The 23,548-nt window shown below is 71.5% G+C and carries 19 protein-coding genes and 2 tRNA genes; 6 read left to right on the forward strand and 15 right to left on the reverse strand.

Translation table 11 applies throughout. The features are described from left to right. The 6 genes from ABWV20_RS16175 to ABWV20_RS16200 all read right to left on the reverse strand — a co-directional run. On the reverse strand, positions 1 to 703 hold a 703-nt coding region (locus ABWV20_RS16175), incomplete at its 3' end, for a potassium-transporting ATPase subunit KdpA (RefSeq protein WP_353356915.1). Positions 704 to 711: 8 nt separating this feature from the next. Continuing rightward, positions 712 to 798 (reverse strand): potassium-transporting ATPase subunit F, encoded by an 87-nt coding sequence (locus ABWV20_RS16180; RefSeq protein WP_353357007.1) that lies wholly within the window; start codon positions 796 to 798, stop codon positions 712 to 714. 100 nt (positions 799 to 898) lie between these two features. Further along, positions 899 to 1,942 (reverse strand): M12 family metallopeptidase, encoded by a 1,044-nt coding sequence (locus ABWV20_RS16185; RefSeq protein ID WP_353356917.1) that lies wholly within the window; start codon positions 1,940 to 1,942, stop codon positions 899 to 901. Positions 1,943 to 2,073: 131 nt separating this feature from the next. Continuing rightward, on the reverse strand, positions 2,074 to 2,448 hold the full coding sequence (locus ABWV20_RS16190; RefSeq protein ID WP_353356919.1) for a YciI family protein: 375 nt from the start codon (positions 2,446 to 2,448) through the stop codon (positions 2,074 to 2,076). Between the two features lie 82 nt (positions 2,449 to 2,530). Continuing rightward, positions 2,531 to 3,895: an RNA polymerase sigma factor gene (locus ABWV20_RS16195; RefSeq protein ID WP_353356921.1), complete on the reverse strand. Its 1,365-nt coding sequence runs from the start codon at positions 3,893 to 3,895 to the stop codon at positions 2,531 to 2,533. 26 nt (positions 3,896 to 3,921) lie between these two features. Continuing rightward, positions 3,922 to 6,063, reverse strand: a complete 2,142-nt coding sequence (locus ABWV20_RS16200; RefSeq protein ID WP_353356923.1) for an MMPL family transporter — start codon at positions 6,061 to 6,063, stop codon at positions 3,922 to 3,924. A gap of 330 nt (positions 6,064 to 6,393) precedes the next feature. Here ABWV20_RS16200 and ABWV20_RS16205 point away from each other — a divergent pair, with 330 nt between their 5' ends. The 5 genes from ABWV20_RS16205 to ABWV20_RS16225 all read left to right on the forward strand — a co-directional run bounded on the left by ABWV20_RS16205 (position 6,394) and on the right by ABWV20_RS16225 (position 15,454). Next, positions 6,394 to 7,830, forward strand: coding sequence for a GuaB1 family IMP dehydrogenase-related protein (locus tag ABWV20_RS16205; protein ID WP_353356925.1), 1,437 nt, complete (start codon positions 6,394 to 6,396; stop codon positions 7,828 to 7,830). A 52-nt stretch (positions 7,831 to 7,882) separates the two neighbouring features. Further along, a complete protein-coding gene (locus tag ABWV20_RS16210) occupies positions 7,883 to 8,842 on the forward strand; it encodes a hypothetical protein (RefSeq protein WP_353356927.1) in 960 nt (319 codons plus the stop codon). Between the two features lie 294 nt (positions 8,843 to 9,136). Continuing rightward, on the forward strand, positions 9,137 to 10,819 hold the full coding sequence (locus ABWV20_RS16215) for an NAD(P)-binding protein (protein ID WP_353356929.1): 1,683 nt from the start codon (positions 9,137 to 9,139) through the stop codon (positions 10,817 to 10,819). Position 10,820: 1 nt separating this feature from the next. Continuing rightward, a complete protein-coding gene (nifJ, locus tag ABWV20_RS16220; protein ID WP_353356931.1) occupies positions 10,821 to 14,426 on the forward strand; it encodes a pyruvate:ferredoxin (flavodoxin) oxidoreductase in 3,606 nt (1,201 codons plus the stop codon). Further along, positions 14,426 to 15,454, forward strand: a complete 1,029-nt coding sequence (locus ABWV20_RS16225) for a dihydroorotate dehydrogenase-like protein (RefSeq protein WP_353356933.1) — start codon at positions 14,426 to 14,428, stop codon at positions 15,452 to 15,454. Before nifJ ends, ABWV20_RS16225 begins: the two co-directional genes overlap by 1 nt. 106 nt (positions 15,455 to 15,560) lie before the next feature. On the opposite strand, the gene ABWV20_RS16230 is transcribed toward ABWV20_RS16225, so the two are convergent. From ABWV20_RS16230 to ABWV20_RS16240, 3 genes are read right to left on the reverse strand one after another with little or no spacing between them, the layout of a single operon-like run. After that, on the reverse strand, positions 15,561 to 16,265 hold the full coding sequence (locus ABWV20_RS16230; RefSeq protein ID WP_353356935.1) for an HAD family hydrolase: 705 nt from the start codon (positions 16,263 to 16,265) through the stop codon (positions 15,561 to 15,563). Continuing rightward, a complete protein-coding gene (locus ABWV20_RS16235; protein WP_353356937.1) occupies positions 16,255 to 17,547 on the reverse strand; it encodes a fatty acid desaturase family protein in 1,293 nt (430 codons plus the stop codon). The genes ABWV20_RS16230 and ABWV20_RS16235 overlap by 11 nt, the downstream gene beginning before the upstream one ends. An 18-nt stretch (positions 17,548 to 17,565) precedes the next feature. Continuing rightward, positions 17,566 to 18,633: a ferredoxin reductase gene (locus ABWV20_RS16240; RefSeq protein WP_353356939.1), complete on the reverse strand. Its 1,068-nt coding sequence runs from the start codon at positions 18,631 to 18,633 to the stop codon at positions 17,566 to 17,568. Positions 18,634 to 18,768: 135 nt separating this feature from the next. On the opposite strand from ABWV20_RS16240, the gene ABWV20_RS16245 reads away from it, so the two are divergent. Next, positions 18,769 to 19,911, forward strand: a complete 1,143-nt coding sequence (locus ABWV20_RS16245; RefSeq protein ID WP_353356941.1) for a PucR family transcriptional regulator — start codon at positions 18,769 to 18,771, stop codon at positions 19,909 to 19,911. 165 nt (positions 19,912 to 20,076) lie between these two features. Here ABWV20_RS16245 and ABWV20_RS16250 read toward each other — a convergent pair. The 6 genes from ABWV20_RS16250 to ABWV20_RS16275 all read right to left on the reverse strand — a co-directional run bounded on the left by ABWV20_RS16250 (position 20,077) and on the right by ABWV20_RS16275 (position 23,542). Then, positions 20,077 to 20,150: transfer RNA gene (locus ABWV20_RS16250), tRNA-Asp, on the reverse strand. Positions 20,151 to 20,172: 22 nt separating this feature from the next. Continuing rightward, positions 20,173 to 20,245 (reverse strand) — tRNA-Glu (locus ABWV20_RS16255). Between the two features lie 92 nt (positions 20,246 to 20,337). Beyond that, a complete protein-coding gene (locus ABWV20_RS16260; RefSeq protein ID WP_353356943.1) occupies positions 20,338 to 21,384 on the reverse strand; it encodes a PHP domain-containing protein in 1,047 nt (348 codons plus the stop codon). A 119-nt stretch (positions 21,385 to 21,503) separates the two neighbouring features. Further along, positions 21,504 to 22,325 carry a hypothetical protein gene (locus tag ABWV20_RS16265; protein WP_353356945.1) on the reverse strand — a complete coding sequence of 274 codons (822 nt, stop codon included), beginning with the start codon at positions 22,323 to 22,325 and terminating at the stop codon, positions 21,504 to 21,506. After that, complete coding sequence (locus tag ABWV20_RS16270) at positions 22,322 to 22,825, reverse strand: SigE family RNA polymerase sigma factor (protein ID WP_353356947.1); 504 nt, start codon at positions 22,823 to 22,825, stop codon at positions 22,322 to 22,324. Before ABWV20_RS16270 ends, ABWV20_RS16265 begins: the two co-directional genes overlap by 4 nt. 117 nt (positions 22,826 to 22,942) lie before the next feature. Further along, positions 22,943 to 23,542: a methylated-DNA--[protein]-cysteine S-methyltransferase gene (locus ABWV20_RS16275; RefSeq protein WP_502901803.1), complete on the reverse strand. Its 600-nt coding sequence runs from the start codon at positions 23,540 to 23,542 to the stop codon at positions 22,943 to 22,945. Between the last annotated feature and the right edge of the window lie 6 nt (positions 23,543 to 23,548).

Consider the following 23,548-nt stretch of genomic DNA (forward strand, 5'->3'; position numbering starts at 1 on the left):
TAATCCCACCCCGTGTCCAAGAACCGGGGGCAAGGCCCGCCTCCTGTGAGGCGACCAGGCCGCCCGGGAGCACCTGACTCCCGCCGGAGAGCGTGGTGACGGTCGCCGGCCCGGTGAGGTTCTCGACGACACCGCCGAGGAGGAGGACCACGGCGCCGACCAGCGCGAGGGGGAGCAGGATGCGGATGACCCCGCGGACGAGGTCGACCCAGAAGTTGCCGAGCGTCCCGGACCGGGACCGGGCGAGCCCGCGGACGAGCGCGACGGCCACGGCGAGGCCCACCGCGGGGGAGGCGAAGTTCTGCACGGTCAGCCCCACCGTCTGCACCAGCGCCGACGCACCCTGCTCGCCGGCGTAGGACTGCCAGTTGGTGTTGGTGACGAAGGAGACGGCGGTCGTCAGAGCCGTGTCCCAGTGCATGGTGGCGCCACGACCGAGGGGGAGGAGGTCCTGCGCCACGATGAGCACGAAGAGGAGGCCGACCCCCACGGCGGAGAAGGCGAGGACCGAGATGGCGTAGGTCGACCAGCGCTGCTCGGACTCGGGGTCGATGCGGGCGAGCCGGTAGACGACGCCCTCGACCCGCCAGTGCCGGGAGTCCGCGAACACCGCTGCGATGCGTTTGCCGAGCGGGACGTGCGCGAGCGCCAACGCGATGACGAGGACGCCGATGGTGAGCAGCCCGGAGGCGGTGTCGGACACGCCGGGCCTCAGTACCGGTCTGCGTGGAGCAGGACGTGGACGAGGTAGACGATGAGCGCCAGACCGATGAGGCCGAGGACCAGGTTGTCGATCACCCTCTCGGTCTACCGAGCAGCCGGCCGGCCGGGCGCGCCCTTGACGAGCCGTTGACTCGTCTTGACGCCTTCTTGACGCGCCCGCCGGCTCCGCTGCCCGTCAGCGCGGCCGCACGCTGATGGCGTACTTCCCGGTGCCCGTCTCGACGTTCCAGTGCCGCACCTGGGCCCAGTAGCGGCCAGGGACGAGACCGCGTCGGATCCGCGCGTTGAGTCCGTAGCCGCTGTCGTCGTCCTCGGCGATGAGCGCCGTCGACTGGTCCGGCCCGAACAGCTTGAGGTAGACGTCCGTCGACCCGCTCGTCCTGACCTCGTAGACGCCGTCGGACGGGACCTCGAAGGTGAAGACGTCCTCTTCACCACCCGTGCCGATGTCGGCGTTGACCTTGGTCCCGTCGAGGGGCAGCTCCACCGCCTGGGGTGCGACCGGCCCGGGCTTGGGGTACATCGTCGACCCCGCGACGAACTCCTTGTCGAGGCCGGACAGCACCTCGTTGGAGTGCGTCCCCATCCCGTTGAGCGTCCACGACGCGGGGAACGCGTAGAGCATGATCGAGTTCGGGTCGAACGCCGTCCCCTTGATCTGGTCGAGCTCGTACTTGCGGAAGACGTTGTGCCGCACCGTCGCCTCGTCCCAGAAGTTCGGCGGGCCGGCGAGCGCCTGGATGACGACCGGCTCGTTCCACTGGATCCCGCCGGCCGGGTTCGAGTGCTCGTGGGCGAGGCCGAGGGCGTGCCCGAACTCGTGGGCCGCGGTCCCGCCGTCGAGGAAGCCGAGGTTCATGGTGGCCTGGTTCGCCGGGATCGAGGCGCAGTCGGTGCCGACGTAGGACCAGGCGCCGTCGTTGGGGTCGAACGAGATCCGTAGGTCCGTGGCGGACACCGGGTGGTTGCCGAAGTCGAAGGCGATGTTGCACGCGTCCATCCACCAGCCGGCCTGGTCGCGGGCGACGGCCTGCTGGCTCGGCGTGCCGCCGAGGAAGCGGACCCGCAGCGTCGAGCCGTTCAGCCAGGACTTGCCGATCGGCGATATGGCGCGGTCCCGGCCCTCGAGGTCACGGGTGCGCCGGTGTGGGCGCATCAGGTCCTTCGGCAGGATCCGGTCGAAGCACACGTGCGGCGCGGCCGCGTTCTGGTCGGTCATGAGGTCCCCCTTGCGTCAGGGAGCGCCCGTCGCCCCCGCACTCCCATGGTGCTCCGCCGCGGGCCCCGCCACACCCGAAACGAGTGCCGGACGCGCGCTGTTTCGCGCGTCCGGCACTCGGCGCGGACCTGCTAGCCGGCGACGCTGCGCAGCTCGATCGTCTCGCCGGGGCCCACGAACCGGCCGGCGATCTCCTCGGCTCGCTCGTGGCTGGCCACGTCGATGAGGAAGAACCCGGCGAGGTGCTCCTTGGCCTCGGCGTACGGGCCGTCGGTGGCGAGCACCGTGCCCTTCTCCGACCGCAGGAGGCGCGCCTCGCTGGGGTCGCCGAGCGCCGAGCCGCCGACGAGCTCACCGGCGGCGTGCAGCTCGCCGAGGAACGACTCGAACTCCGCGTTCAGGCGGGCTCGCTCCTCGGCCGACAGCCCCTTGCTCCAGGGCAGGAAATCGCTCGTGGGATGGCCCCAGGGCTGCGGGTTGGAGTGGATCAGAATGACGTACTTCATGGTGTCCTCCTCGGACGGCTGCGGTTGGCACAGGATGCCTCAGCGCTCGGCGGGTGGTCGTGCAGGGGGACGTCGGAGCCGGTCACCGCCTTTCGACATCCGCCGCCGCGGCGACCAGGTGGGCACGCTCGACATCGCTGGTGGTGAGGTCGGCGGCGGTCCGCAGGGCGGCGGCCGCCCGGGCGCCCGAGCCCGCGCGCGCGAGGAGATGACCGCGCACCGCGTGCCACCGGTGCTGGCCGGCCAGCGCCCCGCGCAGCCCCTCGAGCACCTCCAGCCCGGCCTCGGGGCCGTCCACCATGGCCACGGCGACGGCTCGGTTGAGCTCGACCATCGGCCCCGGCTGGACCTTGGCCAGCACGTCATAGAGCTGCACGACCTGCGGCCAGTCGGTGTCGTCGGCAGCGGCGGCCTCGGCGTGCACCGCGGCGATGGCCGCCTGCACCTGGTAGGTGCCGACCTCCTGCCCGGACGCCAGCGCAGCCGTGACGAGCCGCACGCCCTCCTCGATGAGGTCGCGGTCCCAGAGAGCGCGGTCCTGGTCGGCCAACGGGACGAGCCGGCCCTCCGCCGTCGTCCGGGCAGGACGCCGGGCCTCGGTCAGCAGCATCAGGGCGAGGAGGCCCGCGACCTCAGGATCGTCGGCCCGGGCGGCGTGGAGCTGGCGGGTGAGCCTGATCGCCTCGCCGGCGAGCGCCTCGTCGGTCAGGCCCGGTCCCTCGGTGCTGGTGTGGCCCTCGGTGAAGACGAGGTAGAGGACGTGCATGACGGCACGCACCCGGTCGTCGAGCTCGCCGGGCGTCGGCAGCGCGAAGCGGGCGCCCGCCTGCTTGATGAGCTTCTTCGCCCGGCTGATCCGCTGTCCCATGGTCGACTCGGGGACGAGGAAGGCGCGGGCGATCTGAGCGGTGGTCAGACCGCCCACGGCGCGCAGGGTGAGCGCCACCTGGCTGGGGACGGAGAGCGTCGGGTGACAGCACAGCAGCAGGAGGGCGAGCGAGTCGTCCCGGTCGGCGAGGTGGGGTGAGTCGACCGGGGCGGTCGCCTCCCTCGCCTCCCGATGCCTCCGGGCCGTCTCGCTCCGGAGCTGGTCGACCATCCGGCGGGATGCGACCCGGATGAGCCAGCCCCGGGGGTCGTCGGGCCGCCCGTCGCGCGGCCACTGGACCGTTGCAGCGGCCAGCGCCTCCTGCACGGCGTCCTCGGCCGCGGCGAAGTCGTCCCATCGCCGCGCCACCGCCGCCAGCACCGCGGCCGACTCGCGGCGCCAGATGCTCTCGAGCTCCTCGGCTTCCAGTGCAACCTCCAGTTCGTCGCACCCACGGTAACCACGGCAGGCGAGGGCGGACGACTCAGCCGGATGCAGCGGGCCCGCCGTGGACCGTGAGGCCGCCCGACCTGGCCACGCGCGGAGGAGCCGTATGCCGCTGAGCTGGCTCAGCGGCATACGGCTCCTCGGTGCCGGGCTGGGTGTCAGCCCGCCGGCACGAGCTCGGGCGACTCCTGCTCCGGCTGCCCGGCCGCGGACGCCAGCTCGGCGTCGTGGTGAGCGAGGCGGCTCGGCCACCACATGCGCCCGCCGACGTCGAGGTTGAGCGCCGTGACGAGCACCGAGCGGACGATGAGCGTGTCGAGCAGCACCCCGAGGGCGACGGCGAAGCCCACCTCGGCGAACGCCACCATCGGCATCGTGGCGAGCACCGCGAACGTCCCGGCAAGCACCAGCCCAGCACTGGTGATCACGCCACCCGTCGCGGCGAGGCCGACCAGGGCTCCTCGGCGGGTGCCGATCTCCTTCGCCTCCTCGTGGACCCGGGTCATCAGGAAGATGTTGTAGTCGATGCCCAGGGCGACGAGGAACACGAAGACGAACAACGGCAGCGACGGGTCCGCGCCGGCGAAGCCGAAGACGTGCCGGAAGACGAGGGCACTGATCCCCATGGCCGCACCGAACGACAGCACGACCGTGCCGATGAGCAGCAGCGGCGCGGTGACGGCCCGCAGCAGCAGGATGAGGATGAGCAGGACGACGCCGAGGATGAGCGGGATGGTCCGCAGGTTGTCGTCGTCCGACGCTCGCAGCGTGTCGACCCGCGAAGCCGTTTCACCCCCGGCGATCGCGTCGGCGCCGGCCACCTCCCCGATGGCCGCACGGACCCGGTCGACCGTGTCGGCTGCACCCTCCGAGTCAGGCGCATCGGAGAGTGTCGCCTGGATGAGCGACCGGCCGTTGCGGGCCACCGGCTCCTCCACGGTGCTGACACCCTCGACCGACTCCAGCCGATCAGCGACCGCACCGGCCGCGGACGTGTTCGCGATGACCAGGACCGGTGACCCGGCTCCAGCCGGGAAGTGCCGCGCCAGCACCTCCTCACCGACGACCGACTCCGGTGTGGTGTAGAAGGCGTCCTTGTTCTGCAGGCCCGTGGCGTTCAGCTGCAGGACGCCGAGGCTGGCGAACGCGAGGATGACCGACGTGACCACCCAGGTGCGCCGCGGGGCTCGCGCGATGCGCGCGCCGATGCGGGCCCACCGGCCGTCCCGGGTGTGGTCGACCGAGCCGAACGTCGGACGGACCGGCCAGAAGATCCACCGCCCGAAGACGACGAGCAGGGCCGGCAGCAGACTGAGCATGACGAGCAGGCCGACCCCGATGCCGATGGCGGCGACCGGGCCGAGCCCCTTGGTCGAGCTCATCGTCGCGACGAGCAGGCACAGCATGCCCGCGATCACGGTCGCGCCCGAGGCCACGATCGCGGGACCTGCGCGGTGCAGGGCGAAGGCAATCGCCTCGTGCCGGTCCTCGTGCCGGCGCAGCTCCTCCCGGTAGCGCGCGACGAGCAGCAGCGCATAGTCCGTGCCCGCGCCGAAGACGATGACCGTGAGGATGGCCGAGCTCTGCGCGTTGACGGTGAGCGTGTCGCTGTCGGCCAGGTAGTAGATGACCGCCTGGGCGACCATCAGCGCCGTGCCCGCCGAGATGAGCGGGATGAGCCACAGGATCGGGCTCCGGTAGGTGATGAGCAGGATGAGGATCACGACGGCCATCGCGGCGTAGAGCAGCTTGCCGTCGATTCCCGAGAACGCCTCGGACGAGTCGGCCCCGAAGCCGACCGGACCGGTGACGTGCATCGTCAGGCCGTCGGGGCGGTCGGCGGCGATGGAGTGCAGCTCGTCGGTGATCTCCGGGAGGTTCTCCCAGCCGTCCTCGCCGATGTCCATCGGGACGATCACCTGGATCGCCGTGCCGTCCTCCGACGGGATGGGGCCGACCGAGTCCTTCTTGACCGGGGCCATCGCGTTGAAGGCGGTGACGTGTCCTGCGACCGCGTGGAGGTCGGCCGCCGTGACACCGTCAGGTCGCTCGTAGACGATGACCGCCGGAGCCTCGTTCCGGCTCTGGAACGCCTCGAGCTCCGTGGCCACCCGCGTGGACTGGGCGTTCTCCGGAAGCCAGGAGGCCGCGTCGTTGTTGAGCGTTCCCTGCAGCTTGCCCGCCGGCCCGAACGACACCGCGAGGATGACGAGCCAGAAGCCGACGACGAGCCATTTCGTCACGCGCGACGCCGGCAGCCAGGCCAGCCTCCCGACGTCGCCGATGCGTGTTTCTGTCATGGGTCTAGTGCCTTTCCCCCTGAACCGGTGGCCGCCTGGTGCGGCCCCCTCGATCGACGGTAGGGACGGGGCGGGCTCACCGTCACCCCGTTTACGGGGGATTGGGGGGTGGCCTCAGGGTGCACTCAGGGCTGACCCCGAGGAACTGCCGGAACCCCTTCGTCGAGTGCGCAGAACGTGCCGGCCCGCTCTTCGTCGAGTGGCCCCGCCCTCCACACCCTCGCAAGGGCCCGCCCTGTGGAGGACGGGGCCACTCGACACGGGGGGAGCCGGCCCCGAGCGGAGCGGCACGGGGACGCGGAAGCGAGCCCAGCGGCATACGCTCGCGTTGTGAAGTTCCTCAACGGCCTGCAGCCCCAGTTCGACCTCACGTACGACGACGTCTTCATGGTGCCGAACCGCTCGTCGGTGACGAGCCGGCTCGACGTGGACCTCGCCACGGTCGACGGGACGGGCACGACCATCCCCATCGTCGTCGCCAACATGACCGCCATCGCCGGGCGGCGGATGGCCGAGACGGTCGCGCGCCGCGGCGGCATCGCGGTCATCCCGCAGGACATCCCCGCCGATGTGGTGCGCGAGGTCATCGAGTGGGTCAAGGGACGACACCTCGTCTACGACACGGCGATCACGCTCGACCCCCACATGACCTCCGGCGAGGCGCTCGTCCTCATCGGCAAGCGGGCGCACGGTGCCGGCGTCGTCATCGAGGGCAACCGCCCGGTCGGCATCGTGACCGAGAAGGACCTGACCGGCGTCGACCGGTTCACCCAGGTCCAGGACGTCATGTTCCGGGAGATGGTCGTGCTGCCCGAGGACGTCGACGCCCGCGAGGCCTTCGAGCGACTGACCGCCGAGCGGCGCCGGGTCGCGCCCGTCGTCGCGGCCGACGGCACCCTCGTCGGCATCCTCACCAAGGAGGGCGCGGTCCGGTCCGGCCTCTACGCGCCGGCGCTCGACGACGCCGGGCGGTTGCGGATCGCCGCCGCAGTCGGCATCAACGGCGACGTCGCCGCCAAGGCCGCCCAGGTCCTCGAGGCGGGGGCCGACGTCCTCGTCATCGACACCGCCCACGGCCACCAGGACAAGATGGTCGATGCGCTCCAGAAGGTGCGCGCCATCGACCCCAAGATCCCCGTCGTCGCCGGCAACGTCGTCTCCGCCGAGGGCACCCGCGAGCTCATCGAGGCCGGTGCCGACATCGTCAAGGTCGGCGTCGGACCCGGTGCCATGTGCACCACCCGGATGCGCACGGCCGTCGGGCGGCCGCAGTTCTCGGCGGTGCTCGAGTGTGCCGCTGCGGCAAGGAGGCTCGGCAAACACGTGTGGGCGGACGGGGGAGTCCGCCACCCGCGCGACGTCGCCCTGGCGCTCGCGGCCGGGGCCTCCAACGTGATGATCGGCTCATGGTTCGCCGGCACGCTCGAGTCGCCCGGCGACCTCTACACCGACAACGACGGCCGGCTCTACAAGGAGTCCTTCGGGATGGCCTCCTCCCGGGCCGTGCTCAACCGCACCGCCAACGACTCGGCCTACGACCGGGCGCGCAAGTCGCTCTTCGAGGAGGGGATCAGCTCGGCGCGGATGTACATCGACCCCGCCCGGCCCTCCGTCGAGGACGTTCTCGACGAGATCATCGCCGGGCTGCGGTCCTCGTGCACCTACGCCGGGGCTCGGACCCTGGAGGAGTTCCACGGCCGGGCGGTCGTCGGGCTCCAGAGCACCGCTGGGTTCGCCGAGGGCCGGCCGCTGCACACCTCCTGGTAGGGCGAAGCAGCCGGTCCGGGAACGGCGTAGGACCGGGCGACATCGGAGAGACATGAGCGACCCGACCCAATCGATCCACCCGGCCCTTGCCCGGCTCAACCGCGCCAGCGCCGACCTCGTCGAGCGCGCCGGCCTGGCCGGCCGGCTCGCCGACGCCGAAGGCCTGCTGGACAGGTCGGAGACCGAGTGCGACCGGCTCCTGCGCCGCCTCGGCGACGAGGAGCGCGACGTCGACCGGCTCGAGGGAGTGTCAGTGCGCCGAGTCGTCACCGCGGTTCGGGGCTCACGCGAGGCGGACCTCGACCGAGAGCGCGCCGAGGTCGACACCGCCGCCTCGGCCCTGGCTCGCGCCGAGTCCGAGCGCGATGCCCTGCGACGGCGCGTGGACGCGCTCAAGCGGGACCTCCAGCCACTCACACACGCCGAGACCATCTACGAGCGGGCGCTCGCCGACGTCGTCGATGCCGCGGACGTGGCCCGCGGCGCCGGGATCGACCCGACGAACGGGCCCGGACCGACCATCGACCCGCTCACCGTCGTCCGGGCCACGAACCTGCTCGCCCGGCGCCGGGAGCGCCGTGAGGTCGCCGAGGCCGTTGCGGCCGGGCGCGAGGCGATGTCGGGCCTGGCCGACGCGCTCTCGGCCCTGCGAAGCGCGGACGGGTGGTCCGCGTGGGACACGTTCGGCGGCGGCGGACTGATCAGCTCGGCCATCAAGCACGACCGGATGGGCCTGGCCCAGGCGCGCATCGAGCGCGGCCAGGCGGCGCTCGTGAGGTTCGGCCGCGAGCTCGACGACCTCGGCCTGCCCGGCATCGTCCTCCCGGCGACGGACGGCCTCACCAGGGGACTCGACATCTGGTTCGACAACATCTTCACCGACGTCGCCGTCCGTGGCCGGATCAAGTCGTCGATCAGGTCCGTCCAGGACGTCCTCGGCCAGGTCTCCGAGATGGTCCACGAGCTCGAGGCCCGACAGCGCCAGCTCGCTCCCCAGGGCCCGCTCGACTGAGAGCCCGGCCAGGCACGCCGCTGACGCGACCTCGCAACGCTCCCACCCCGACGATCGAAAGAGCAGTTCGCGACGATCGAAAGAGCAGTTCGCGACGATCGAAAGAGCAGTTCGCGACACGTCGCGCCCGGGTACCCCGCGCGCTCTGTGTCGCGAACTGCTCTTTCGATCGGGGCGTGACCAAGGTGACGGAGGGTGTGGCTCCGCCCCGGGAACGTCCGGCGTAGGGTAGTACTACAGCAAGTAGTACCCGGCGTCCCGGGGCGCGAACCGTCCAGGGAACGGACCTTGGAGATGCGTGTGTCCGATCAGCACCGAGACCTCACCCCGCTCGCGCCCTTGGGTCTGGGCCGCCTCCGATCCGGACCCGTGCGGTCCCAGCGCCCGGTCTACGTGGACCTCTTGCCACCGTGCAACGCGGGCTGTCCGGCGGGCGAGAACATCCAGGCGTGGCTCGCGCACGTCAAGGCCGGTGACCACGAAGCCGCCTGGCGGCAGCTGACGCTCGATAACCCGTTCCCCGCGATCCATGGTCGCGTGTGCTACCACCCGTGCGAAACCGCCTGCAACCGTGTGGAGCTCGACGGGGCTGTGTCCATCCACGCGGTCGAGCGGTATCTCGGTGACCTGGCCATCGAGCGGGGCTGGCAGTTCGAGCCGGCGTCGGTGCTGACCGGGCACCGCATCCTCGTCATCGGCTCGGGTCCCAGCGGCCTGTCCGCCGCGTACCACCTCGCCCGCCTGGGCCACGAGGTGACGGTGCGCGACAACGGCCCCGCGCCCGGGGGGATGATGCGCTACGGCATCCCGGCCTACCGACTGCCCCGACACGTCCTCGACGCGGAGATCGACCGCCTCGTCGCCCTCGGGGTCCGGTTCGAGCAGAACCACCGGGTCACCGACCTCGAGGCCGAGCGGGTGGACGGCGGGTTCGACGCGGTGTTCGTCGCGGTCGGAGCGCACCTGTCCAAGCGGGTGGACATCCCGAACATGGATGCCGGTCGTGTCCTCGACGCCGTGACCTTCCTCCGCAGCGTCGAGACCGGGGAGCAGCAGCCCCTCAGCGGGACCGTCGCGGTCTACGGCGGCGGCAACACGGCGATGGACGCAGCCCGGGTCGCCCGACGCCTCGGCGCGGACGAGTCCGTCATCGTCTACCGCCGGACGCGCGAGCAGATGCCCGCCCACGAGGAGGAGGCCGCGGACGCCGAGGAGGAGGGCATCCGCATCAACTGGCTGCGCACCATCAAGGACATGGGCGAGGGCGCCCTGACCGTCGAGGTCCAGGAGCTCGACGAGCACGGCCGACCGCACGGCACCGGCGTCTACGAGACGCTCGCCGCCGACACGGTCATCCTCGCCCTGGGGCAGGAGAGCGACACGGCCTTCCTCCGCAGCGTCCCCGGCGTCGAGTTCGACGACGACGTCGTGCAGGTCGTCCCGTCGACGCTCATGACCGGGGCGCCGGGCGTCTTCGCCGGCGGCGACGCCGTCCCGAGCCAGCGCACCGTCACCATCGGTGTCGGGCACGGCAAGCGTGCCGCCCGGAGCATCGACGCCTGGCTGCGCTCCACGGAGTTCACGACGGGCGCCAAGCACGACATCATCCATGCGGACCGGCTCAACCTCTGGTACTTCGGCGACCACGACCGCCGCCAGCAGCCCGAGCTCGACCCGCAGGCACGGATCGCTGCCTTCGAAGAGGTCGTCGCCGGGCTCTCCGAGCAGGAGGCCGGCTTCGAGGCCGGGCGCTGCCTGTCGTGCGGCAACTGCTTCGAGTGCGACGGCTGCTTCGGGTCCTGCCCGGAGGACGCCATCATCAAGCTCGGCAAGGGCAAGCGGTACGAGTTCAACTACGCCAAGTGCACCGGGTGCGGCACCTGCTACCGGCAGTGCCCCGTCCACGCGATCGAGATGGTGGCCGAGTCACAGTTCGAGCCACCCGTGCAGACCACCGACACGGTGGGAAGGGGCTGACGTGGTCACCACGGAGATCAGCAGGGAGTCCGCCGTGCAGACGGTCACGGTGGATGGGAACGAGGCCGCGGTGGATGTCGCCTACCGGCTCAACGAGCTGTGCGCGATCTACCCGATCACCCCGTCCTCGACGATGGCCGAGCTGGCCGACGAGTGGGCCTCGCACCACCGGACGAACGTGTGGGGCACGGTGCCCACCGTCGTGGAGATGCAGAGCGAGGGCGGCGCGGCCGGTGCGATGCACGGTGCGCTGCAGGGCGGGGCGCTGGGCACGACGTTCACGGCCTCGCAGGGCCTGCTCCTCATGATTCCCAACATGTACAAGATCGCGGGCGAGCTCACGTCGACCGTCTTCCAAGTCGCCGCGAGGTCCATTGCAGCCCAAGGACTCTCGATCTTCGGTGACCACTCCGACGTGATGGCGGTCCGGCAGACCGGGTTCGCCCTCCTCTCGTCGGGCTCAGTGCAGGAGGCGCACGACTTCGCCCTCGTCGCCCAGACGGCGACGCTCGAGAGCCGGGTACCCTTCGTCCACTTCTTCGACGGTTTCCGGACCTCCCACGAGCTCAACACCATCGAGCGGCTCGGCGACGAGGTGCTGCGCGACCTGGTCCCGGAGGAGCTCGTGCGCGCCCACCGGCTGCGGGCACTGAGCCCAGAGAGGCCGTTCGTCCGCGGGACCGCCCAGAACCCCGACGTCTACTTCCAGGCGCGGGAGACGGTCAACCCCTTCTACGTCCGGGTGCCCGGGCTGGTGCAGCAGGCGATGGACCGGCTGGCCGCGCACACGGGACGGCACTACTCCGTGGTGGAGTACGACGGCGACCCGGCCGCGGAGCGCGTCATCGTCATCATGGGCTCGGGCGGGCAGACCGTCGTCGAGACGGTGCGCCACCTGGTCGCGCTTGGCGAGCGCGTGGGCGTGCTGCGGCTGCGGCTCTACCGGCCCTTCCCCGCCGCGGAGCTGGTCGCCGCCATGCCGGCGACGGTGCGCCGCATCGCCGTCCTCGACCGGACGAAGGAGCCCGGCTCGAACGGCGAGCCCCTCTTCCTCGACGTCGTCACCACCCTCACCGAGGCGCACCATGCCGGCCAGGTCGCCGTCCTGCCCCAGGTGATCGGTGGCCGCTACGGGCTCTCCTCCAAGGAGTTCACCCCCGGCATGGTCTCCGGCATCTTCGCCGAGCTCGCCTCGCCGACGCCGCGCACCCGCTTCACGATCGGCATCACCGACGACGTGTCGGGGACCAGCCTTGCCTACGACGAGGACCTCGACATCGAGGACGCCGAGACGCTTCGGGCGGTCTTCTTCGGGATCGGTTCCGACGGCACGGTCGGCGCCAACAAGAACACCATCAAGATCCTCGGCGCCGACCCGAACATGCACGCCCAGGCGTACTTCGTCTACGACTCGAAGAAGTCCGGGGGACAGACCGTCTCGCACCTGCGCTTCGGGCCGCACCCGATCCGCGCTCCTTACCTCATCCGCCAGGCCGGCTTCGTCGGGGTGCACCAGATCGGGCTCCTCGACAAGGTCGACGTCCTGGCGGTGGCTCGCCCCGGGGCACGGGTGCTCCTCAACGCGGCCGGCTCGCCGGCAGAGGTGTGGGCCGGGCTGTCCCGCCCGGTCCAGGAGGACATCATCAAGAAGGGCCTGCAGCTGTGGGCCATCGACGCGGACGCCGTCGCGGAGGCGGCCGGCCTGAAGGGACGGACCAACACCGTCCTGCAGACCTGCTTCTTCGCCATCTCGGGCGTCCTGCCCCGAGAGGACGCGCTCGCGGCGGTCAAGGCGGCGATCCGCAAGACCTACGGTCGCCGGGGCAGCGAGATCGTCCGCCGGAACGAGGCCGCGGTCGACAGCGCAGTGGCTGCGCTGCACGAGGTGCCGGTCCCCGAGACGCCGGATGTCGCCGGCCGCGCGATCCCCCCGGTCGTCTCGGATGCGGCGCCGGAGTTCGTGCGCACCGTCACGGCGGCGATGATGGCCGGTCGGGGCGACGCGCTGCCCGTCAGCGCGCTCCCGCTCGACGGCACGTACCCGAGCGGGACCACCGCCTACGAGAAGCGGCGGATCTCCGACCTCGTCGCTCAGTGGGACCCGGACAGCTGCATCCAGTGCGGCAACTGCGCCTTCGTCTGCCCGCACAGCGTCATCCGGTCGAAGTACTACGACCCGGACGCGCTGGTGGACGCGCCGGCCACCTTCCCGGCGGCCCCGCTCAACGCTGCCGGCCTGCCCGGCTCGCGCTACACCCTCCAGGTGTACGTCGAGGACTGCACCGGCTGTGGCCTCTGCGTCGAGGCCTGCCCGGTGACCAACCCGTTCGAGGACGCCCGCAAGGCGATCAACCTCGAGCCACTCGAGCCGGTCCTCGCCACCGAGCGCGACAACATCGAGTTCTTCGAGACCCTGCCCCAGAACGACCGCGCCCGGGTCGACTTCGGCACGGTGCGCGGCACCCAGTTCCTCCAGCCGCTGTTCGAGTTCTCCGGCGCGTGCGCCGGCTGTGGGGAGACGCCGTACCTCAAGCTCCTCTCGCAGCTCTTCGGTGAGCGGGCCACGGTGGCCAACGCCACGGGCTGCTCCTCGATCTACGGCGGCAACCTGCCCACGACCCCGTGGAGCAAGAACGCCGCCGGGCGCGGACCGGCCTGGTCGAACTCGCTCTTCGAGGACAACGCGGAGTTCGGCCTCGGCCTGCGCCTCGCTGCCGACCTGCACGCCAAGCTGTCCCGCGAGCGCCTTGTGCAGCTGCGCGACCAGGTGGGGCCTGAGCTGGCCGACGAGATCCTCGAGGCACCGCAGATCCGGGAGTCGCAGCTGTCGGCCCAGCGGGACCGGGTGGGCCGGCTCGGCCAGCGGCTGGCCGAGCTCGACGGCCCCCTGGTGGCCGACCTGCGCAGCGTGGTCGACCACCTCCTGCGACGGAGCGTCTGGATCGTCGGCGGTGACGGCTGGGCCTACGACATCGGCTCGGGTGGCCTCGACCACGTGCTCGCCAGTGGCCGGGACGTCAACGTCCTCGTCCTCGACACGGAGGTCTACTCCAACACCGGTGGTCAGTCGTCCAAGGCGACCCCCTTGGCGGCTGTCGCGAAGTTCGCCGCCGGTGGCAAGGCGGTCGGCAAGAAGGACCTTGCCCTCCAAGCGATCTCATACGGCAACGTCTACGTCGCCCGGGTCGCCATGGGCGCCGACCCGCAGCAGACGCTCACGGCGTTCCGCGAGGCCGAGGCCTACGACGGGCCGTCGCTCATCATCGCCTACAGCCACTGCATCGCGCACGGCATCGAGATGAAGGACGGGCTCGACCAGCAGTACCGGGCCGTAGCGAGCGGGCACTGGCCGCTGCTGCGCTACGACCCGACGGTCCGGGCCAAGGGCGGCAACCCCTTCCAGCTCGACTCGCCGCGGCCACGGATCCATCTGGAGGACTACATCTACCGGGAGCTGCGCTACAAGATGCTCCGCAGCTCGGACCCGGACGAGGCGGACCGGTTGCTCCACCTCGCCCAGGAGGCCGTCGACCAGCGGTGGGCGACGTACGAGGAGATGGCCACGCGCGGACCGGCGCGCTTCGCATCCGATCCGAGGAGGACCTGATGGACCTGACGACCCGCTACCTCGGCCTCTCGCTGCGCAACCCGCTCGTCGCGTCGGCGTCCCCGCTCTCCGTGTCGCTCGACCGGATCGTCGGGCTCGCGGACTCCGGCGTCGGCGCGATCGTCCTGTACTCGTTGTTCGAGGAGGAGGTCAACCGCGAGGAGCTGCGCGACGTCGCCATCGTCGAGACCCATGAGCACGCCTTCGGGGAGGCGATGTCGTACTTCCCGTCGACTGCCCGGCCGACGGAGGGGGAGCCGAGCGCCGTGCTGCGCTACCTGCGGCTCATCGAACGCGCGGCGTCCACGGTGGACGTGCCGGTCATCGCCAGCCTCAACGGCAGCACCGAGGGGGGCTGGACCCGCCTGGCGCGTTCGATGCAGGACGCCGGCGCGGCGGCGATCGAGCTCAACACGTACTTCGTCCCGGGCGACCCGCACACCCCGGCCAGGCTCGTCGAGGACCGTCACGTCGAGATCCTGCGCGAGGTCAAGGACAGTGTCACCGTCCCCGTCGCGGTCAAGCTGAGCCCGCACTTCAGCTCCCCGGGGGAGATGGCGCTGCGGCTGGACGAGGCCGGCGCCGACGGTCTCGTCCTGTTCAACCGCTTCCTCCACCCCGATGTCGACCCGGAGCGGATGACCGTCGAGCCGGGCGTCGTCCTGTCCCGGCCGGAGGAGGCGCGCCTGCCTCGGGCGTGGATCGCCATCCTCCACGGGAAGGTGAGGGGCTCCCTCGCCGCGACGACCGGTGTGGAGCGGTCCGAGGACGTGGCCGCATACCTGCTCGCGGGGGCCGACGTCGTCATGACCGCCTCGGCGCTGTTGCGCCACGGTGTCCAGCACGCGGCGTCGATGGTTCGGGGCCTCGAGGAGTGGCTCATCCGGAAGGAGTTCAGCTCGCTCGACGAGGTCCGCGGTCGGCTCGCGGTGCCCGCCGACGCCGACCGGACGGCCTACGAGCGCGCCGGCTACGTCGCGGCCCTCCAGCGCGGGCGGGACACCTACTCCTCCCTCGGGATCCGGTAGGCACGACCCCCGTTCGCGTCGAGTGTGCCGTCCAGGTGCGCACTCGACGGGGTGGGGGCTGCGCAGAAGTGTCGTATGCCGCTGGGCTCGCTCCCGCGCGAATGGCTCAGTGGCGCTTTCGGCCGACGTCGACGATCCGCCAGCCGCGTTCGGTCGCGAGCCGACGGAGCTCCCGGTCGGGGTTGACCGCGATGGCGGTCCCGACCCGCTCGAGCATCGGCAGGTCACTGACGGAGTCGCTGCACGCGACGCTCTCGGCGAGGTTGTAGCCGCGCTCGGCGGCGAGCTTCTCGATCTCGATGACCTTGCCGTGGTGGTAACAGAACTCGCCCATCAGCCGGCCCGTGTAGCGGCCGTCGTCGTCGAGCTCGCTCCGGGTGGCCACGGCGCCCTCGAGACCGAGCGCGGCGGCGATCCGCCCGACCAGCTCGATCGGGGACGCCGACACGACGATGCGGTCCATCGCCGCGGCCCTGGCCTCGGCGAGGAGGGCCGCCGACTGCGGGATGAGTCGTCGGACGATGCCGGGGACGATCTCGTCGGCGAGGTGGACGAGATCTGCCTGCTTCGTCCCGGCCACGGCCGCCAGGATCCGCTCGCGCAGTGCGACCGACTGGGCGTCAGTGGATCCCTTGCGGTGGAAGGAGATCGCGTTGACGGTGTCCGCGACGAGGTCCCGCCACGGCACGTGTCCGCGCCGGAATGCCGCCACGGCCAGCGGGTAGTTCGCCGAGCCCCGGATGAGGGTTCGGTCGAGGTCGAAGAAGGCCGCACGACGCACGTCGCGGCCCGGCGCCGCGTCAGAGGCCATGTGCCACCATGGGCAGGGGGGAGGACCGACGGACCGTCGGCGGGGCCTGGTTGAGGGCCCGCTTGGGCAGTCGCTCGGCCCGCGGGGGCAGGGCGAGGCGGAAGACCTTGGCCCAGGCCTGGTAGACCTGGCGGGGCAGCGGCCCGGCCGTGTAGGGCAGGCCGTAGCGGCGACAGATCTCGCGCATCTCCACGGCGACCTCGGCGTAGCGGTTGCTCGGGAGGTCGGGGAAGCAGTGGTGCTCGATCTGGTGGCTGAGGTTGCCAGTCATGAGGTGCATGAGCTTGCTGCCGGAGATGTTGCCCGAGCCGAGCATCTGGCGGATGTACCAGTCGCCCCGGGTCTCGCCCTCGATCATCTCCTCCGTGAAGACGTCGACGCCGTCGGGGAAGTGACCGCAGAAGATGACGGAGTGTGCCCAGACGTTGCGGATGGCGTTGGCGACGAAGGTGCCGATGAGGGCCTGCTTGCCCGAGCCGAGGAGGGCGGCGGCTCCCGGTGTCGCGAGGTAGTCCTTGGTGCCCTGGCGCACGATCTTGCGCCCGAGGCTCTTGAGGTCGCTCTTGACCGCCTCGGTCGACTTCTCGCCCTCCTGCCACGCCTCGAGCTCGAGGTCGTAGATGGCGATGCCCCACTCGAAGAACGGCGCGAGGACCATGTTGATGACGGGGTTGAGCAGGTTGTGCGGCTGCCACGGCTGCTCGTCGGACATGCGCAGCGTGGAGTAGCCGACGTCCTTGTCCTTGCCCAGGACGTTGGTCCACGTGTGGTGCAGGTCGTTGTGCGTGTGCTTCCAGGCGGCGGCGGGGGTGACGAAGTCCCACTCCCACGTCGTGGAGTGGATGTCGGGGTCGCGCATCCAGTCCCACTGCCCGTGCAGCACGTTGTGGCCGATCTCCATGTTCTCGAGGATCTTGGCGACCGAGAGCATGGCGGTGCCCGCGACGAGCGCGGACCGCTTGCGGGAGAAGAGCAGGGCGGCCCGGCCGGCCAGCTCGAGGGTGCGCTGGACCTTGATGACGCGGCGGATGTAGGCCGCGTCCTTGGCGCCGCGCGACGCGATGATGCGGTCCCGCAGCGCGTCGAGCTCGTGGCCGAGGCGCTCCACGTCGGCGTCGGTCAGGTGAGCGGCGGCAGCGGGACGCACCGTGGGCCCGCCGCGGGAACCGACGATCGGCATGCGGGGACGCGGCTTGGGGCCTGTGGCGTCCGGGGTCGCGACGCCGGGATCGGTCATGGTGCGCCGGGTGGTGTCCGGGGCGGTGTTCACCGTGGTGGTCATGGTGGGATGTTTCCCTTCTCAGATGTCCAGGTGGACGGGTCCGGCAGCAGCGTTGATGCACGTCTGGATGAGCTCGCCCTCGTCGCCGTGGACCTCACCGGTGCGCAGGTCCCTTACCCGTCCGGCGACGAGAGGCGTCAGGCAGCTGCGGCAGATGCCCATGCGGCAGCCGCTCGGCATGACGACGCCGCACTGCTCGCCCGCCTCGAGGAGCGGCATGTCGCCGTCGACCTCGATCTCCTTGTCGGACTTCTCGAACGTCACGAGCCCGCCCGCGCCGCCGGTGCCCGGCAGCAGTGCCGGGGCGAAGCGCTCGATCGTCAGGCTCGCCTCCGCGTCGGCGCCGCCGCCCTCCCAGAGCGCGGTGGCGTCGTCGAGGAAGTCGGCCGGGCCGCAGGCGTAGGCCGCCCGGCTGCGCCAGTCGGGGCAGAGGGCCTCGAGGTCGGCGAAGTCGGTCAGGTCGAGGCGGCGGCCCTGCTGCTCGCGGGTGTACCAGTGCCGGACGGTCAGGCCCGGGAACTGGTCGGACAGCTCGAGCAGCTCGTCGTGGAAGAGGGCGTCAGCCCTGGTCCGCGCCGAATGGATGAGGACGACGTCGGCGTCCGGGCGGCGCGGCACGAGCGTGCGGATCATCGACATCACGGGGGTGAGGCCGCTGCCGGCGGTGAGCATGAGGAGCGGGCGCGGGTGCCGGGGCAGGACGAAGTCGCCCTGCGGGACGTCGAGGAAGAGGACGTCGCCCGGCTGGGTGTCGCGGACGAGGGCCGTCGAGACGAAGCCGATGGCGGTCACCGTGATCGCCGGGTCGGCACCGGCCGGGGCGGACAGCGAGTAGCTGCGCCACTGGCGCACGCCGTCGATCTCGACACCGATCCGGGCCCACTGGCCGGCCTCGTGCGCGTTCCACCCCTTGCCGGGCCGGAAGTGGATCGTCGCGGAGTCGGCCGTCTCGGGGACGACACGGGTGACGATGCCCCGCAGCTGGCGCGTCGAGACGAGCGGGTTGACCAGGCCGAGGAAGTCCTCCGGCGCGAGCGGCGTCGTGAGAACTGACGCGACGCGGCGGAGGGCTCGGAACTGGACCATTCCTCCATTCTCCGCCCGGCAGGCCCCTCGGGTCTTGGGCCGAGGGGTACTCTTTACGGCAGGAAACTATCGCCTCGGGATAAAAAGTGGGGGGTATCCGTGCCTGAGACCACATCAGCCCCACCGTGGTTGTCATTGCCCACCGAAATCAGCGAGGTGCTCCGACCGGTCGTCGGCGAGATCGTCGAGGCGATCATCGAGGGCATCCCGCGCGACGTGCCGGTCTATGCGATGCCGATGGAGGGGCGCTTCGGCCAAGGGGTCCGGCAGGGGGTCACCATCGCACTGAACCGCTTCCTCGACCTTCCCGGCACGCGGCTGCCGGCCCTCTCGGAGGATGGCAAGTGGATCTACGAGAACCTCGGTCGCGGCGAGGTGCGCTCGGGCCGCAGCCTCGAGTCCCTGCTCTCGGCCTACCGCTACGGCGCCCGGGTGACCCTGCGAGCCATCTCGCGCACCGTCGACGTGTCACAGCTGGCACCGGACGTCATTCTCGCCCTCGGTGAGTCGCTCTTCGCCTACATCGACGAGCTGTCGGCCGCCAGCGCCCAGGGCTATGCACTCGAGCAGTCCGAGCGCGCCGGTGAGCACCAGCGGCGACGGGGTGAGCTGCTCGAGATGATCCTGCGCGGCGACACCGAGATCGGGGTGACCCGAGCGGCGACCGCGCTCGGGTGGACTCTCCCGGAGGTCCTCGTCGTCGCCACGCTGCCCCCGAGCCGGCTCGACGGCGTGCGGGCGGCGCTCGGGCCGGATGCCCTCGTGGCCGAGCGGGGGAGCGAGGCGGCCGTGCTCATGCCCTTCGGCAACCGGGCCGCCCGGACCAAGGAGCTCAACCGGGCGCTGCGCGGCCGGCAGGCCATCATCGGCCCCGAGCGGCCCTGGCAGCAGGCCGCCGAGTCGCTGCACCTGGCCGTCTCCGCCGGGGCGCACGGGCTGGGTGGCCCGGCCGGCGACGGTGACCTGCCGGTGTGGGTCGCCGACCACCTGGCCGAGCTCGTCGTCCAGGCCGAGCCGCTGGCCACCGCGGACCTGGCCAGGCGCCGGCTGGCACCCTTCGACGACCTGCGGCCGGCGGTCCGGAGCCGGCTCGCCGAGACCCTCCTCGCCTGGTTGCGGCACCAGGGCCAGCGTGCCCCGATCGCCGCGGAGCTCTTCGTCCACCAGCAGACGGTCGGCTACCGGGTGGCGCAGCTGAGGGAGCTCTTCGGTGCGGCGCTCGAGGACCCCGAGGCCCGGTTCGAGCTGGAGCTCGTGCTCCGGGCCGGCCACCGCTGAGTCTCCCTGCCCGTCCACTGTGCACTCCGTGCCGCCTCGAGATGGGCGGGAGGGCTGGGAGGTCAGGGGCGTGCGGGAGCGAGCTCAGCGGCATACGACCTCGTCGTCGCCTGACCCCGGGCACGCGAGAGGCGCCGCTCCAACTGGAGCGGCGCCTCTCAGGGGCGACCCCGACCGGGCTCGAACCGGCGACCTCCGCCGTGACAGGGCGGCGCGCTAACCAACTGCGCTACGGGGCCTTGCTATGCAATTTGTCGTGCGTATCCCCAACGGGATTCGAACCCGTGCTGCCGCCGTGAAAGGGCGGAGTCCTAGGCCGCTAGACGATGGGGACGCATCCCGACCTGTTCCGTTTGGGACGTCGAAACTATAGGGGAGTTTCGGGTGCGCCACCAAATCGCCTCCCGGCTGCCACCCCCGTCCCCGTCAAGCCTTCGCCCAGGCGAGGAGGTCCTCGACCGGCCACGTCGTCACGATGCGTTCGGCGGGGATCCCGTGCCGCTCGGCGCGTTTGCACCCGAGCAGCTTCATGTCGAGCTGACCGGGCGCGTGGGCGTCGGAGTCGATGGCGAAGAGGCAGCCGAGGTCGCGGGCGAGCTCGATCAGCTCGTCCGGCGGGTCCTGCCGCTCCGGACGGGAGTTGATCTCGACCGCGACATCGTTCTCGGCGCACGCGCGGAACACCTTCTCGGCGTCGAACTGCGACTCCGGCCGTTTGCCCCGACCGCCCGTGACGAGCCGTCCCGTGCAGTGACCGAGCACGTTGGTCCGCGGATTGCGCACGGCGGCAAGCATTCTCGAGGTCATCTCGAAGGATGGCTGCCGCAGCTTGGAGTGCACCGAGGCGGTCACCACGTCGAGCCGGTCGAGCATGTCGGGGTCCTGGTCGAGCGTGCCGTCGAGGTTGATGTCGACCTCGATCCCCTTGAGCAGGGTGAACGACCCGGCGAGGGAGGCGTTGATGGCGTCGACGTGCGTCAGCTGGCGGGCCAGCCGCTCGCGGGACAGCCCGTTGGCGATGGTCAGGCGGGGTGAGTGGTCGGTGAGCGCCATCCAGTCCTGGCCGAGCTCGACGGCAGTGAGGACCATCTCCTCGATCGGGCTGCCGCCGTCGCTCCAGTCGGAGTGGACGTGGAGGTCGCCGACCACGGCGCTGTAGAGCTCGGCGCCCTCCCAGCTGAGCGCCGCGCCGTGCTGCTCCTCGAGTGTCGCGAGGTAGGCGGGGACGACCCCCCGCAGCGCCTGCCCGATGATCGCCGCCGTCGAGTCGCCGATCCCCTTGATCTGCTTGAGCGTCCCCGCCGCGGCGCGCTCGCGCAGCTCCTCGTCGGGGATGAGCCGGATCGCCTCCGCCGCCCGCCGGAAGGCCGCGACGCGGTACGGGCTCTCGCGGGCTCGCTCGAGCAGGAAGCCGACGCGACGCAGGGCGTCCTGCGGGCTCATCGGCGCCTCGGGCGGGGTGGGTGCCTCCATGGGCCGATCGTAGGTGCAGCAGCCGTATGCCGCTGGGCTCGCTCCCAGCGCCCGCCGGGTCCCGCGCCGGCGAAGGGGGGAAGACCCCTGGGGTGCCGGCTGTGGGTCAGCGCCGTGGGTCAGCGCTGAGGCGTCGGCAGCGTGCCTCCGGGCCCCTTCGGCAGCTCGGTCACCGAGACCCACTCCGCGCCGTACCGCTCGCTGAGCCGGGCTGCTGCGCGGTCCCCGGAGGCGGCGACGGCGACCCGGTCCGCCCGGTAGTCCTGGGCGACCGAGGAGATGACGATGCCCTCGCTCTCCAGAGTCGGGCTGTCCAGCCAGATCCGCTCGACGAGCCGCGCCTTGTCGGCATAGGAGTGCTCGACCTCCACGAAGTCCACCGCGCTCGGGTCGGGCAACGCACCTCGGACGAGCTGCTCGAGCGCCGCGTCCCTTCGCGTGACGGCGACGACGAGGGCGGTGTTGGACCGGTCCGTGGCCCAGGCGCCGGAGAAGGTGGCGCCCCACGTCGTCGTCAGCTCGGGGGCGAGCTCCTCGATCGCTGCTCGCTCCGGTGTCATCGGTCCGATGAACCAGCCGTCGGCCTGCCGCGCGAAGGGCAGCGTCTCGGGGCCCTCCGCGACCCGCGGGGTCTCCAGTCCGCCGGACGTGTCCATCTGAGTCCCGTACTCTCCTTGGGCGGCTCCGGCCTCGGCCTGGCTCGCCGGCGAGGGCAACGAGCCCGAGGGGAAGCCGTTCTGGAGCAGCCAGGTGCCGCCGCCCCCGGCAACGACGACGAACGCTGCCGCGACCCCGACGAGGGCGTTGCGGCGGCGGTGGGTGCGGGCGCGGCCACGGATGACGGCCCGCTGGACGAAGAGCTCGTCGGTGGGTGGCTGGAGATCGTTCATCGTGCTCAGCGCCCTTCTCAGCTGCTGCTCACTCTGGTCCGGAAGCGTCATGGCACGGCTCCTGCTCCGGTGAGGGGCGGTTCGGCGAGCCGCTCCCGGAGGACGGCGATGCCCCGTGAGATCTGGCTCTTGATGGTCCCCTCGGCGACCCCGGTGCACTCGGCGATCTGCGGGACGGTGAGGTCCTCCCAGAAGCGGAGGACGATGATGGCGCGCTGCTTGTCCGGGAGGTCCTTGAGCAGCGCGGTCAGGGTGAGGGCCAGCTCGCGGTCGTGCTCGTGCAGCGCCGGCTCGGGGGTCTCGTCGGTGAGGACCTCGCGCCGCCGTTTGCGCTGGTCGTTGAGGTAGAGGTTCATCATCGTGCGTCGGGTGTAGGCGGCCTCGGCACCGCGGCTGATGCGCGGCCAGGCGACGTAGACCCGAGCGAGGGCCTCCTGGACGAGCTCGTCCCCGTCGGCCCAGTTGCCGCAGAGCAGGAAGGCCCGTCGTCGCAGCACGGTCTGTCGCTCCATGACGAAGGAACGGAACGCCTCCTCGTCCGTGCGTCTCATGCGGCTCCCGGTCCGGTGGTGGGGTGGGCTTGCGTCAAGTGTCGTACACCGGTGAGGACACGACAGCCCGCCGAACCGTTGCACGCCGTCGTCGAGAGCGGAGCTCGGGCCGCGGGGTCAGGCGGCCGCCTCGAGGGCGAGGAGCCACGCCTTGGCGTCCGACCCGCCGAGGTAGCCCCCCATCGAGCCGTCGGTGCGGACCACCCGGTGGCACGGCACGATGATCGGCACGGGGTTGGTGGCGCAGGCACTCCCGACGGCGCGCACCGCCCGGGGGCTTCCCGCGCCCTGCGCGACCTCGGCGTAGGTCTCGGTGCGGCCGAAGGGGATCTCGCGCAGGTGCTCCAGCACCTGACGGCGGAAGCCGTGGGCGAGGCGCAGGTCGAGCGGCACCTCGATCGAGCTGCGGGTGCCCGCGAAGTAGTCGTCGAGCTGGCGGGCGAGCTCGTCGAGCCCCGACTCCGTGCGCAGGACCCGCGGGCCGAGCCGGTGCGAGAGGTCCTCGAGCACGGCGTCGTGGTCCTGGGCGGCGAAGGCGACGCGGACGACCCCGGAGTCCGTCGCGGCGAGCAGCAGCGGACCAAGCGGCGAGTCCACGACGCGGTAGACGACGTCGAGGAGGTGGTCCGCGGTGGCCCGGGTGACGAGGCGCTCCCGGAGCTCGGCAGGGACCTCGTCCGGCGCTCCGGCAGTGGAGGTCAGGCGGACGGTCAGCAGTTCGAA

Source organism: Intrasporangium sp. DVR, from assembly GCF_040365325.1.
In the GTDB taxonomy this organism is placed as follows: Bacteria; Actinomycetota; Actinomycetes; order Actinomycetales; family Dermatophilaceae; genus Intrasporangium.

Bases quoted from the DNA above. Each gene is read 5' to 3' on its own strand.
- ABWV20_RS16185 (WP_353356917.1), bottom strand. From the start codon at position 1,942: ATGACCGACCAGAACGCGGCCGCGCCGCACGTGTGCTTCGACCGGATC.
- ABWV20_RS16190 (WP_353356919.1), bottom strand. From the start codon at position 2,448: ATGAAGTACGTCATTCTGATCCACTCCAACCCGCAGCCCTGGGGCCAT.
- ABWV20_RS16195 (WP_353356921.1), bottom strand. From the start codon at position 3,895: ATGCCGCTGAGCCAGCTCAGCGGCATACGGCTCCTCCGCGCGTGGCCA.
- ABWV20_RS16200 (WP_353356923.1), bottom strand. From the start codon at position 6,063: ATGACAGAAACACGCATCGGCGACGTCGGGAGGCTGGCCTGGCTGCCG.
- ABWV20_RS16210 (WP_353356927.1), top strand. From the start codon at position 7,883: ATGAGCGACCCGACCCAATCGATCCACCCGGCCCTTGCCCGGCTCAAC.
- ABWV20_RS16215 (WP_353356929.1), top strand. From the start codon at position 9,137: ATGCGTGTGTCCGATCAGCACCGAGACCTCACCCCGCTCGCGCCCTTG.
- ABWV20_RS16225 (WP_353356933.1), top strand. From the start codon at position 14,426: ATGGACCTGACGACCCGCTACCTCGGCCTCTCGCTGCGCAACCCGCTC.
- ABWV20_RS16230 (WP_353356935.1), bottom strand. From the start codon at position 16,265: ATGGCCTCTGACGCGGCGCCGGGCCGCGACGTGCGTCGTGCGGCCTTC.
- ABWV20_RS16235 (WP_353356937.1), bottom strand. From the start codon at position 17,547: ATGACCACCACGGTGAACACCGCCCCGGACACCACCCGGCGCACCATG.
- ABWV20_RS16240 (WP_353356939.1), bottom strand. From the start codon at position 18,633: ATGGTCCAGTTCCGAGCCCTCCGCCGCGTCGCGTCAGTTCTCACGACG.
- ABWV20_RS16260 (WP_353356943.1), bottom strand. From the start codon at position 21,384: ATGGAGGCACCCACCCCGCCCGAGGCGCCGATGAGCCCGCAGGACGCC.
- ABWV20_RS16265 (WP_353356945.1), bottom strand. From the start codon at position 22,325: ATGACGCTTCCGGACCAGAGTGAGCAGCAGCTGAGAAGGGCGCTGAGC.
- ABWV20_RS16270 (WP_353356947.1), bottom strand. From the start codon at position 22,825: ATGAGACGCACGGACGAGGAGGCGTTCCGTTCCTTCGTCATGGAGCGA.